We start from the raw sequence: 12,374 nt of genomic DNA, 5'->3' as shown, positions 1-12,374 counted from the left end.
TAAAGGTACGGAAATATAATATGAACTTGCAAAAACGTAAACTATGAGCGTAAAAAAGGAATTCTTTTCCTCTCACTACTATAATTTAGAAATATAATCCATCAGTTCTTTTCTACTGCTTTCAAAATCAAAAGAATCATAAACCAGAAAATATTTTTGCTTATCAACACATTTCGGAAATAATGATTTGGCTAAAGCTAATTTATTTTTATCAAAACTCAGATCTTTTACCAAAATGCTAATCTGCTCAGAGGTAAACATCGCATGACGTCCTTGCTGGTTGATAAATTCCATTTTTTTATCATCAAACCAAGCCCTGTTTTTCATTGTATCCATAAACTGTCGAAAAGTCTGATTGTCCATGACATTAGGATAGTTTAAATTCCCATCATAGCCTCCATTTCCGTATGGATTATTCCAGACATCATTCCAGCTGTTAAAGCCATAAGATTGACTTTGAACAGGATAAGAATCTAATAAAAATAAACCTTTATTAGTGAAAAAATCGAGAACCAGCCTGCTGTTGTTTCGGACATTTAAAGTAGTTCTGTATAATAAATAACCACTTTCATAGATAGAAACCGGAATCCTTCCTGCCGGCAGATCAAAGAACCGAAATTTTCCCGAATTATTTGATATAAACTGATCTCCTATTTCCACACTAAAAAATCCCTGCTCAGGAATTCTAAGAAAAACTTCGGAATAGCCATATTCCTGATTCCATTGATATTGCAGATCGTTTGTTCTGAAACCTTTATTATCCTGATTCCTAAAACCTGAATTATTATTGTTCTTTATATCTGATTTTTTAGGATTAGCAGATCCGATTTCTGTTTTGGAAGCTTCATTTTTAAGAAGTTCACCAGCCTTTCCTGCTTCCTGTGCCAATGAATTTGTTGCAATGAGAAACATTAGACTTATAAATATACTTTTCATAATTTCTTTATTTGACAACTCTACTTTTTATACAAAAAAAGAGAGACAAATGCCTCTCTAATTTACAAATATTTTTAAATGATTACATTTTATAATCAGAATTACATATGAATGGGTCTTTTTGCCGTAGCATCCAATGCTGCTTCTTTAATGGCTTCCGCATAAGTAGGGTGTGCATGAGAACTTCTGGCGATATCTTCAGCACTTGCACGGAATTCCATAGCAATTACACCTTCTGCGATAAGGTCGGCCGCTCTTGCTCCAACGATGTGCATTCCTAAAACCTCATCCGTTTTTTCGTCTGCGATGATCTTAACCAGACCATCAACGTCGCCACTTGCACGGCTTCTTCCTAAAGCTCTCATCGGGAAAGAACCTACTTTGTAAGCTACTCCTTCCTCTTTCAATTGCTCTTCGGTTTTACCGACTCCGGCAACTTCAGGCCATGTATAAACAACTCCTGGAATTAAATTATAATTGATGTGAGGTTTTTGACCTGCTAATGTTTCAGCGACAAAAACACCTTCTTCTTCCGCTTTATGAGCAAGCATTGCTCCTTTGATAACGTCTCCGATAGCATAGATGTTGGCAACATTAGTCTGAAGGTGATCGTTTACTTTCACTCTTCCTCTTTCGTCAAGTTCTACACCTGCTTTTTCAAGTCCGAGACCATCTGTGTAAGGTCTTCTTCCTACAGAAACTAAACAGTAATCTCCTTCAACAGTTACTTCTTCTCCTTTTTTATCTTTAGCAGTAACTTTCACAGAATCTCCATTTCTTTCAACCGCAGAAACCGCCGTAGAAAGCATGAATTTCATTCCCTGTTTTTTCAAAACTTTAGTTAATTCTTTGCTTAAAGCTCCATCCATTGTAGGGATGATCTTATCCATAAATTCAACAACAGTAACCTGAGCGCCTAATCTTAAGTAAACAGAACCCAATTCAAGACCGATAACTCCACCTCCGATCACAACCAGATGCTTAGGAATTTCCTTAAGATTTAAAGCTTCCGTAGAAGTAATTACTCTTTCTTTATCTAAAGTAATGAAAGGCAGAGAAGATGGTTTTGAACCCGTAGCGATAATTGTATATTTAGACTCAATAGTTTCTGTGGAACCATCGTTTTTCGTTACTTTAATCTGAGTTGCAGATTCGAAGCTTCCAACGCCTTCAAAAACAGTAATCTTATTTTTATTCATCAGATAGTTGATCCCATCTGTATTTTGCTTTACCACCTCGTTTTTACGCTCGATCATTCTTGCGATATCAGCCTGAGGTTCGTTGATAATGATTCCGTGACCTGCAAAATTGTGCTTGGCGTTCTCAAAATGCTCTGAACTGTCAAGAAGTGCTTTTGAAGGAATACAACCAACGTTAAGACAAGTTCCTCCCAAAGTCGGATATTTTTCAATAATTGCTGTTGTGAAACCTAATTGTGCAGCACGGATTGCAGCAACATAACCTCCAGGACCGGAACCGATTACGGTAACATCGAATTGACTCATGTTATTTTATGAATTTGTTTATTATTATCTCTTTAATTCTTACAAATTTACAGATTAATTACGAAGTGAGAAAGTGAGATGTGTCAAATTTTGAGAGGGAAGATGGGTGATGGTAGTTTAAAGCATTGCGATTATTTTTAATTGGTATCAAATAAAACACTGTATTATCTTCTGCCCTCCAGCTTCAAGCTTTCCACAATATTACTTGCTGTAAGTCAATCCACCTTCAATTTCCCCTGTCCGAACGCACCCATACTATCAAAAAAAGAACCTCCAAACACATACCATTCAAGGCTTTCCAGATATTCCACGGCATTTTCAGGGGTGATATTCGGTCGGTCTTTTTTGGAAACAATTCCTTTGTACCATCTTCCGGATTTGGAATAATGTTCAAATTCAACCAAATAATGAATCCATATCCTTTGACAGAGTTTGCACTGTTGAATACTCACTTCCGCATACCTTCCGTTGGTGTGATCCGTACCCAGTTCGGAACTTCTGTATTCTGTATAGTTTGAGGTAGGTTTCTCGCAGCTGCATCCTATTTTTTGGATCTTAATCATAGTCGAATATTAATTTTAATGCTGCCAAAAATAGGGAATTAAGATCGCATCAGACAAACTATCTTACCAGATCCAACAATACTTTTTCATATTTATCCATAATAATATGCTTTGAAAACCTTGATTTTATTGAGCCTTTTATAGCATCTTTATCGTAACTACCGTGAAGAATTTTCATGATATGTTGGGAAAACTCCTCATGATCTTCAATATCGGAAATTTCTCCGTTGATATTATTCTGAATGATTTCATGAATCCCGCCCGGACAATTATTAGCCAGAGAATACGTGCCACAAGCTCCTGCTTCCAGTAAAACATTCGGAAAGCCTTCATACCTTGAAGAGAGAATAAAAAGATCTGCATATTTCAGAAACTGATAAGGATTTTCCTGTTTACCATGAAATATCACGTTTTCAAGACCCAAAAAGTCTTTCATTTGGTGTAGCATTTCAAGGTCTTTTCCATCTCCAAGAATATGCAGCAAAATATTTTCGTTTTTCAACCTTGAAAATACTTTAAGCAGATTATCAAATCCTTTCCTTGCAGATAAATTCCCTATAGCAACAACGTTTTTATAATTATATTTAAAGCTTTCAGGTTTTTGCGAAACAGCCAGTTTGTCCTCAATGAAATCAAAATCAACAGGGTTGTTAATTTTAACTATCTTATCCGATTTTATCCTGAAATTTTTAATAAGATCCTTCATCATATCATCACTTTGAGCAATGATTCTGTGATAATTGTTATAAAAATTATAAAAGAATCTTATCTCCTTTCTCTTCACATGCTCCGTAACCACATTTGTTTCTCTGGCAATGAATCTTGTTTTGGGAAAAAGCTTAATAAAAAGAGACAAATAAGCATTGACTTCACCATAACCCGAAAATACAATATCTGGTTTTCTGCGGTAAATTTCTGATAAAATAGGTTTTAAAGAATGTCTGATTCTTTCGGTATTGAGATCAATTACCTCAACGTCTTTGTGAAGAAAATTAAGATAACCACCCTGTTTACGCAAAAGCAAAATCTTGACCTCAAACCGATCCCGGGAAAGATGATTTGCAATGGTGGTAACAATCCTTTCTGCACCGCCTGTTTCCAGATCCGGCAGGATAAATATGACAGAAATCTTTTTCATCTATGTAAATTTAATAAAAAGTTTTGTTACCCTTAAATTTCAATTTGAAATTAATGATTTTTAACTTTAAATTAAATAATACAAAGCTCATTTGCATTTAAATTTATCATTCAGAAGAAATCCAAAAATATTAGAAATTGCTTCAAATAAAAAAGAAACTCTCCATAGAAGAATTTCTTTTAAATATTTTAGTTTAAATAATCTTTAGTTGGCTACATCACTGATGAATTTTATCCTCAACATTCTTACTTCTTCATCAGAAAGCTCATCCCCGAATTCATCCAGTAAAACTTTCATGCTGTCACTTTCGGATTCGTTCATAAACTCCATAAAACCATCTACGATATCTTCATCAAAATTATCTTCAATATAATAATCGATATTCAGCTTGGTTCCCTGGTAGACGATACGTTCCATCTCTTTAAGCAACTCATCCATCGAAAGATTCTTGGCTCTTGCAATATCTTCGAGATCAATTTTCTTATCTGTACTCTGAATGATGAAAACCTTATGGCTGGATTTATTGGCCACTTGCTTCAGCACCATATCCTGAGTACGTTCGATATTATTGTCTTCTACATATTTATTGATGAAATCGGCAAACTCTTTACCATACTTTTTGGCCTTACCTTCACCAACACCATATATTTTTGCAATTTCTTCTACACATACCGGGTACTGAACCGTCATATCCTCAAGACTGGGATCCATGAAAACCGTGTAAGGAGGAATTCCATGCTTTTTGGCAACTTTTTTTCTTAATTCCTTCAACTGACTGAACAGATTCTGATCCAAGCCACCGGCAGACTGCATTTGTATCTGGTCACTTTCCGCTTTGGTTTGGGTAAGGTCAAATTCCCTGTCTTCCGCAATCATGAACGAATGTTCCAGCTTTCCATCAAGAACTAATCTGCCTTTTTCAGAAATTTTCAAAACACCATAGGTTTCAATATCCTTTTGCAGGAAATTCTGAACAGTAGCCTGTCTTAAAACAGTTTTCCAATGATTATCTTTTTCTTCTTTACCAAAGCCAAAATAAGGACTTTGCTCCAGTTTATAGGATTTTGTAACCGCCGTTTCTTTACCTGCGATGATGGAGATTATATCTTTTGACTTGAACTTTTCACCTGTATCTCTTATTAATTCAAGGGTTTTCTTCAAATCGTCGGTCGCATCCTTTAATTTTGGAGGATTCGATGAATTATCGCACATATTGGCTCCGTCACCATTCACAGGATCAAAATTTTCTCCAAAATAATATAAAATATATTGCCTTCTGCTCATTGAAGTTTCCGCATAACCTACGACCTCGTTAAGAAGCTGTAAGCCGATTTCTCTTTCCGAAACAGGCTTTTGTGCCAGAAATTTCTCTAATTTTTCAATATCTTTAGGATCATAAAATGCCAGGCAATACCCTTCTCCTCCGTCACGGCCTGCTCTTCCCGTTTCCTGATAATAGCTTTCCAAAGATTTCGGGAAGTCATAATGAATAACAAACCGCACATCCGGCTTGTCTATGCCCATCCCAAATGCGATAGTGGCAACAATCACATCGACCTCTTCCATCAGAAATTTATCCTGATTTGCTACCCTCACTTTCTGATCAAGACCTGCGTGATAAGGCAAGGCATTAATTCCATTTACCTGAAGCAGCTGGGCAAATTCCTCAACTTTCCTTCTGCTCAGGCAATATACAATTCCTGATTTCCCTTTATTATGGTTGATAAATTTTACGATTTCTTTATCTACGTTCACTTTCGGACGTACTTCATAATAAAGATTCGGTCTGTTAAAGCTTTCTTTGAAAACCAAAGCATTCGTCATCCCAAGTGTTTTCTGAATATCATCCTGCACTTTGGGTGTTGCTGTTGCTGTAAGAGCAATAACCGGAACATCGGCAATTTTATCGATAATGGATTTCAGGTTTCGGTATTCCGGTCTGAAATCATGTCCCCATTCTGAAATACAGTGGGCTTCGTCAATCGCAAAAAATGATATTTTTACGTCTTTGAGAAATTCAAGATAATCTTCTTTGATAAGAGATTCCGGAGCGACATAGAGAAGTTTTGTTTTACCGCTTTTTATATCATCAAAAACCTGCTTGGTCTGTGTTTTATTTAATGATGAATTTAAAACATGGGCCACTCCGTTATCAGATGAAAGTCCGTTCACCGCATCCACCTGATTTTTCATTAAAGCTATCAATGGTGAAACCACAATAGCAGTACCTTCGGAAATAAGTGCCGGAAGCTGGTAGCATAAGGACTTACCACCTCCGGTAGGCATTAAAACAAATATATCTTTTCCATTCAGAAGATTATCTATAATTTGTTCCTGCTGCCCTTTAAAAGTAGAGAATCCGAAATATCTTTTCAATTCGCCTGATAAATTGGCTTTTTTTGCGCTCATCTAATTTTATTGCTAAATTTGCATCTAATCCAAAGTTATGAATTTTTCGCTTAAAATAAAAGCGAACGAATTTATAAAAAATAAAATTTATATTAAAAATCCTTTTAAGAATATAACATTTTTTTAAGTTATTTTTATATACCTCATAAAAATATAATGGAAAGAGCCGATATTATTTCAATAGCGAAAAGCACTTTAGAAATAGAAATTTCAGAACTTGAAAAACTTATTAACAGATTGAATGACGATTTTGCAAAAGCAGTGGAAATCATCCATTCTGCTGAAGGAAAACTGATCGTTGTGGGAATAGGTAAATCAGCGCATGTCGGTAATAAAATCGTAGCAACTTTAAATTCTACGGGAACTCCTTCGCAGTTTTTACACGCTTCAGAAGCCATTCACGGGGATTTGGGAGTCATTCAGAAACAGGATGTCGTTTTGTGTATTTCTAACTCAGGAAACTCGCCTGAAATCGTTAATATCGTTCCTTACCTGAAAGACTATTCTTCTGCACTGATCGGAATGACAGGCAATAAAACAAGCAAGCTGGCAGAATTTTCTGAAATTATTCTGGATACCCATGTCGATATGGAAGCCTGCCCGAATAAACTTGCCCCGACAAGCTCAACAACACTACAAATGGCTTTGGGAGACGCTTTAGCCATTGCTTTAATGGAAATGAATGATTTTAAGGCCAATGATTTTGCTAAGTTCCATCCGGGTGGAAGTCTGGGTAAAAACTTAATTTCAAAAGTGGATGATTTTCTGTCTTCACAAAAACCTCAGGTTACTGAAAATGATACAGTAAAAGATGTTATCATTTCGATCAGCGGTTCCAGACACGGAATTACCGTTGTGACCAATAACGGTGAGATTATGGGAGTAATTACCGATGGAGATTTACGAAGAATGTTGCTGAAAGGTGATGATATTTCAAAGGTACTGGCTAAGGATATTATGTCTGCCAACCCGAAAACGGTTGAAAGAACTGCACTGGCGAAAGAGGCTATGAAAATTTTAAAAGATAACAATATCGGGCAGCTTGTAGTCACCGAAAATGGAAAATACTTTGGAATTATTGACCTTCACAAGTTACTGGATGAAGGGATCAATTAGTTCAGAAGACTGAAGCCGGAGGCTGGAAGATCATTCTCAAAGCGCTAATATTCGAAGAATATACAATAAGAGGAATAAAAATAATCGTACTAATTTTAAACTTCCATCTTCCCTCTCCCAACTTCTGCTTTACTGAAACTTTTTTCCTAAATTTGAAATCTTAAAAAAAATATTCTGTGAGTGATGCTAAAGACATGTCTTTTCTTGGACATATTGGAGAACTAAGAGGTCACCTCATCCGTTGTATTCTTGCAATCATCATTGCAGCGGTCATTATCGGTTTTAATATCAACTGGATTATGGATCATATATTTTTCGGTCCTACCAGAAACGATTTTGCCACCTTTGAAATAGTCAATCACTTTTCCAAAATGATTTTGGGAGAAGACAGTATTCACCTTCCGAAAGATTTTCCGGTACGTGCCAGCAAATTGTATCAGCAGTTTAATGTAATGATGGCTGTTTCTATTTTTGGCGGCATCGTGCTTGCTTTTCCCTATATCGTTTGGGAATTGTGGCGTTTCATCAGTCCTGCCCTGCATCCTAAAGAAAGAAAAAACTCCATATTTATTATCAATTCGGTTTGGATTCTTTTTATGACTGGAGTTTTATGCGGATATTTCCTGATCCTTCCTTTTGCCGTTAATTTCGGGGTTATATTCAAAATTTCGGATATTATTATTCCGCTTTACGACCTGAGTGATTATACGACACTGTTTTTGCAGGTAGTCTTGGGAATGGGTGTTATTTTCCTCTTTCCCGTTCTCATTTATTTCCTGACAACGATCGGAATTCTTACTCCAAAATTTATGAAAACGTATCGTCGTCACGCAATCGTTCTCATCATGGTTGTTGCGGCAATCATTACCCCGGCAGACGTTCTGAGCATGATGATGGCTGCGTTTCCGCTGCTACTGCTCTACGAATTCAGTATTATTATGTGTTCTTACACGTATAAGAAAGTACAGAAAGCGGCTGGAAATTTACCGGCTGTTCAGAAATAATAAAAAGATAAATCGAAGTATATTATCTTTCCTCACCCTAAATCCCTCTCCCAAGGAGAGGGACTTTCAGCCTTACCAAAAAAATATATCATTGTAATCTGAAACAAGACAACGGATAATTCATCACAGAATAATTTTAAACGAAAACTTACAATCAATTTACGTTTTACTGTTTACAATCAATTTATTTTCTATTTTTGGAAGATTAATTTAATTCAGATGAAAAAACTTTCATGTACGCTTTTATTTGTTTCGGGATTGGTTTTCGGTCAGTTCTTTGAGAAAGGAAAAACCTTTACAAAACAGGATACTTTAAAAGGCTCTAATACAGCATTTAGAAATTTTTGGGATGTAAAGAAATATGATCTTTCCGTAGAGCCCGATTTTGCTTCGAAAAGCATTAAAGGAAACAATAAAATCAGTTTTGAGATTAGTAAGGATGTGACAAACCCTACTTTTCAGATCGATCTCCAGCAGCCCATGAAAGCGGATAAGGTGGAAGCAAGTTTTCCCATGTCAGATTATAAGCAGGACGGAGATTTTATCTGGATCAAGACAAGCAAAACTTTTAAAAAAGGAGAAAAATGTACCATTGATGTTACTTATTCCGGAAACCCTGTTATTGCAAAAAATGCTCCCTGGGACGGCGGCTGGGTTTTCTCAAAAGACGAAAAAGGGAATCCCTGGATGAGTGTTGCCGACGAAGGAATCGGAGCTTCAATATGGCTTCCAACCAAAGATATCTGGAGTGATGAGCCTGACAATGGCATCATCATGAAAATTATTACTCCGAAAGATCTTGTCGGTGTAGGAAACGGAAGGCTGATCAGCAAGAAAAATGAAGGCGAAAAAACCACCTATACATGGGAAGTTAAAAACCCTATCAACGCTTATTCTATCATTCCCAATATTGGAAAATATGTGAATTTTAAAGATACTTTTAGCGGGGAAAGAGGAAAGCTGGATCTCGATTATTGGGTAATAGATTACAATCTTGATAAGGCGAAAAAACAGTTCCAACAGGTAAAGCCGATGCTTTCCGCTTTTGAATATTGGTTCGGACCGTATCCTTTTTACGAAGATTCTTACAAATTAGTAGAATCTCCTTATCTTGGAATGGAGCATCAAAGCAGCGTAGCTTACGGAAATCATTATCAGAACGGATATCTGGGAAATGATCTTTCAGGAACGGGTGTCGGTCTGAAATGGGATTATATTATCATTCACGAAAGTGGACACGAATGGTTTGCCAATAATATTACGGCAAAAGACCAGGCGGATATGTGGGTTCATGAAGGATTTACCATGTATTCAGAAGTGCTTTTCACAGAAAAATTCATGGATAAAAAATCGGCGGACATTTATATGCAAGGAATTCATAGAACGATCAGCAACGATATTCCGATTATCGGAAAATATGGTGTGAGAAATGAAGGAAGCGGCGATATGTATTCTAAGGGGGCCAGCATGCTTCACACGATCCGCCAGGTGATTAATAATGATGATAAATTCAGGGAGATCCTGAGAGGTATCAATAAAGATTTTTATCATCAGACGGTCACTACTCAACAGATTGAAGATTATATTTCAAAAAAATCCGGAATTGATTTTTCAAGCGTATTTAATCAATATTTAAGAACAACAAATGTTCCGACCTTAGAATATTCTCAAAAAGGAGAAGAGCTAAAATTCCGGTACACGAATACTATAAAAAACCTGAAGCTCCCGATAAGAATCGACAGTGAGCAAACCATAAATCCTACCGAACAGTGGCAAACCGTGAAACTGAAGAAAGGAGGCCCTATAGAATTCAATAAAAATTATTACATTAGGTATAAAAAAGTACAGTAATTGAAAAGAAGCAGATTCATTTAAAAGTGGATTTGCTTTTTTTATGAAAAAAAGATTAGTATAGACCGAAGTGGTTATTAAAGAGTAGTTTACAAGAGTGGAAAACTCTATCGGTAACGATTTAGTAATGGTGCCTACTGCACTTGCTTTCATTTGATTACCTTGTAAATCAATAATGCAAATATAAAAAATAAAGGGTAAAGTGCATTAGTGCTTTACCCTTTATTTTGTCTTCTCTTTTCTACTTGCAATATCAATAAAATCTCCCCAATGGGGGGAAACTGTGATAATGATTTCAATATTATTCCCAAATTTTGGCATATCAACAATAGATGCAACTCCGAAACAAATTGTGAGAACTTCTAAAACGGCTATGCTATGGAAATCGTGTTGAATAAAATAATAACCCAAATTCATCATCAGGAAGATAAACTGTCTTCTCAAATGATGCGAACGGCGGATGAGGCTTTTGAAATGACCTTGTTCCTGAAAGAAATGCTGTCTATCATAAAAGCAAGAGTATTGCAGGATAGTTTTGCAGATGAACAGCAAGAGATTGACTTTTTCAAGAACATTAAACCGCAAATTTTAGGGAAGCTCATATACTATAACAAAATATTCCGCATTGAAACAACCTGCCCTGTAAGTAATGGCAAAATACATCAAAGTTATTATGAGAACCTACTAAAAAACCTCAAATCAGAATATAAAGAAAGTATTTGCAATGAGGATTTTTACAGATACTACCGTGCTGGCAGGACAGACCGTGACCATACTTATTTCAGGCTCGGACAAGTCAATTACCACGATGGATTAAAGAGTGGCGTATTTGAAATTGACCTTAGTTTTTCTACATATTATGATAACAAAATAGCCCATATTATAGCGAACGAATTACTTTATACTTATATGCTTACTAAAATCAGTCCCGAAGAAAATCCAGATTTAATTTTATTAAATGGAGAAGCAAACAAGGATATTTCGTGGACAAATTCTCAAAATGCACTTATCGAACTGGTATATGCTCTCTATGCTTCAAATTCTATCGCATTCGGAAAAATAGGCATCCGAAAATTAGCTTTGATTTTTCAGGTGCTATTCCGAACACCATTAAACGACATACATCACTCTTTCCATCGAATGAAAACAAGGGCAGGTTCCCGGACGGCTTTTTTAGACCAGCTCAAAATATCCCTTGAAGAATATATGGATAAAGACCTTTAGCCATATCAACACAATAAATTTAAAGCAGTACCTAAAACGTACTGCTTTTTTATTTACCCATATCTGCCAATTGGCAAATGTTGGCAAAACTCTATTATAAAATATCCTCAATGCTCCAAAACCCTTACTAAACAAGAGGTTCCCCTAATTGTAAAAATTTTCAAAAAACCGCCAAACCAATTGGCAAGGCTTGGCAGACAAACTCTGCCACTCTTTTCAACTTTGCATAGTAAACTTTAAAAGTTATGCAATGAAAATAATAACCATTGAAGAAGAAGCGTGGGATCAGCTAAACAATCGTATCACTGCTATCGCTGATTATCTGAAAAGATTGGAAGTGACCAATTATGATGACCTGTGGCTCAACAATCACGAGGTATGTCAATACCTGCACATTAGCGAAAAAACGCTTTGGCGTATGCGTACCAAAGGTGAGATTGCTTATTCAAAAATCTATGGACAATACTTCTACACGATTGGTGCTATCAAAGATATGCTCAATGCCAATGCTGTTCAAAGCAGTGATGAGTATGTAAAGGAACTTATAGCAACAGGCAAAAGCTATATCGAAAAAGGCAGGAAACTAAAGACAGATAAAAAATAGGTATGAACCCTTAAAAGTATATCC

Annotated in this window: 10 protein-coding genes; 5 read left to right on the top strand and 5 right to left on the bottom strand. The window is 36.1% G+C overall.

Translation table 11 applies throughout. From position 1 onward, the window contains the following. Positions 1-78 precede the first annotated feature (78 nt). The 5 genes from ACWNCI_RS03635 to recQ form a co-directional block, all read right to left on the bottom strand. A complete protein-coding gene (locus ACWNCI_RS03635; RefSeq protein WP_449387230.1) occupies positions 79-936 on the bottom strand; it encodes a DUF4476 domain-containing protein in 858 nt (285 codons plus the stop codon). 101 nt (positions 937-1,037) lie between these two features. Beyond that, on the bottom strand, positions 1,038-2,441 hold the full coding sequence (gene lpdA / locus ACWNCI_RS03630; protein WP_449387229.1) for a dihydrolipoyl dehydrogenase: 1,404 nt from the start codon (positions 2,439-2,441) through the stop codon (positions 1,038-1,040). Between the two features lie 215 nt (positions 2,442-2,656). After that, positions 2,657-3,004 carry a hypothetical protein gene (locus ACWNCI_RS03625; protein ID WP_449387228.1) on the bottom strand — a complete coding sequence of 116 codons (348 nt, stop codon included), beginning with the start codon at positions 3,002-3,004 and terminating at the stop codon, positions 2,657-2,659. A 58-nt stretch (positions 3,005-3,062) separates the two neighbouring features. Then, a complete protein-coding gene (locus tag ACWNCI_RS03620; RefSeq protein ID WP_449387227.1) occupies positions 3,063-4,142 on the bottom strand; it encodes a glycosyltransferase in 1,080 nt (359 codons plus the stop codon). A gap of 204 nt (positions 4,143-4,346) precedes the next feature. Beyond that, entirely contained in the window at positions 4,347-6,551 is a 2,205-nt protein-coding gene (gene recQ, locus ACWNCI_RS03615) for a DNA helicase RecQ (RefSeq protein ID WP_449387226.1), read from the bottom strand. Between the two features lie 156 nt (positions 6,552-6,707). Between recQ and ACWNCI_RS03610 the strand changes: the two genes are divergently transcribed. From ACWNCI_RS03610 to ACWNCI_RS03590, 5 genes are all read left to right on the top strand, one after another. Next, entirely contained in the window at positions 6,708-7,667 is a 960-nt protein-coding gene (locus ACWNCI_RS03610) for a KpsF/GutQ family sugar-phosphate isomerase (RefSeq protein ID WP_449387225.1), read from the top strand. A 176-nt stretch (positions 7,668-7,843) separates the two neighbouring features. After that, the gene (gene tatC, locus ACWNCI_RS03605; RefSeq protein WP_199897934.1) at positions 7,844-8,671 is read left to right on the top strand and encodes a twin-arginine translocase subunit TatC; all 828 of its coding nucleotides are present in this window, start codon (positions 7,844-7,846) and stop codon (positions 8,669-8,671) included. Positions 8,672-8,890: 219 nt separating this feature from the next. Next, a complete protein-coding gene (locus tag ACWNCI_RS03600; protein ID WP_449387224.1) occupies positions 8,891-10,522 on the top strand; it encodes a M1 family metallopeptidase in 1,632 nt (543 codons plus the stop codon). Positions 10,523-10,900: 378 nt separating this feature from the next. Then, the gene (locus ACWNCI_RS03595) at positions 10,901-11,746 is read left to right on the top strand and encodes an RteC domain-containing protein (RefSeq protein WP_449387223.1); all 846 of its coding nucleotides are present in this window, start codon (positions 10,901-10,903) and stop codon (positions 11,744-11,746) included. A gap of 250 nt (positions 11,747-11,996) precedes the next feature. Then, on the top strand, positions 11,997-12,350 hold the full coding sequence (locus ACWNCI_RS03590; protein ID WP_074590587.1) for a helix-turn-helix domain-containing protein: 354 nt from the start codon (positions 11,997-11,999) through the stop codon (positions 12,348-12,350). Positions 12,351-12,374 lie beyond the last annotated feature (24 nt).

It is taken from the genome of Chryseobacterium lineare (assembly GCF_977014045.1).
Note: the sequence above shows the minus strand (reverse complement) of the source record. Positions and strands in the feature narration are given on the sequence as shown.

Bases quoted from the DNA above. Each gene is read 5' to 3' on its own strand.
- ACWNCI_RS03620 (WP_449387227.1), bottom strand. From the start codon at position 4,142: ATGAAAAAGATTTCTGTCATATTTATCCTGCCGGATCTGGAAACAGGC.
- recQ (WP_449387226.1), bottom strand. From the start codon at position 6,551: ATGAGCGCAAAAAAAGCCAATTTATCAGGCGAATTGAAAAGATATTTC.
- ACWNCI_RS03600 (WP_449387224.1), top strand. From the start codon at position 8,891: ATGAAAAAACTTTCATGTACGCTTTTATTTGTTTCGGGATTGGTTTTC.
- lpdA (WP_449387229.1), bottom strand. From the start codon at position 2,441: ATGAGTCAATTCGATGTTACCGTAATCGGTTCCGGTCCTGGAGGTTAT.
- ACWNCI_RS03625 (WP_449387228.1), bottom strand. From the start codon at position 3,004: ATGATTAAGATCCAAAAAATAGGATGCAGCTGCGAGAAACCTACCTCA.
- ACWNCI_RS03590 (WP_074590587.1), top strand. From the start codon at position 11,997: ATGAAAATAATAACCATTGAAGAAGAAGCGTGGGATCAGCTAAACAAT.
- ACWNCI_RS03595 (WP_449387223.1), top strand. From the start codon at position 10,901: ATGGAAATCGTGTTGAATAAAATAATAACCCAAATTCATCATCAGGAA.
- ACWNCI_RS03635 (WP_449387230.1), bottom strand. From the start codon at position 936: ATGAAAAGTATATTTATAAGTCTAATGTTTCTCATTGCAACAAATTCA.
- ACWNCI_RS03610 (WP_449387225.1), top strand. From the start codon at position 6,708: ATGGAAAGAGCCGATATTATTTCAATAGCGAAAAGCACTTTAGAAATA.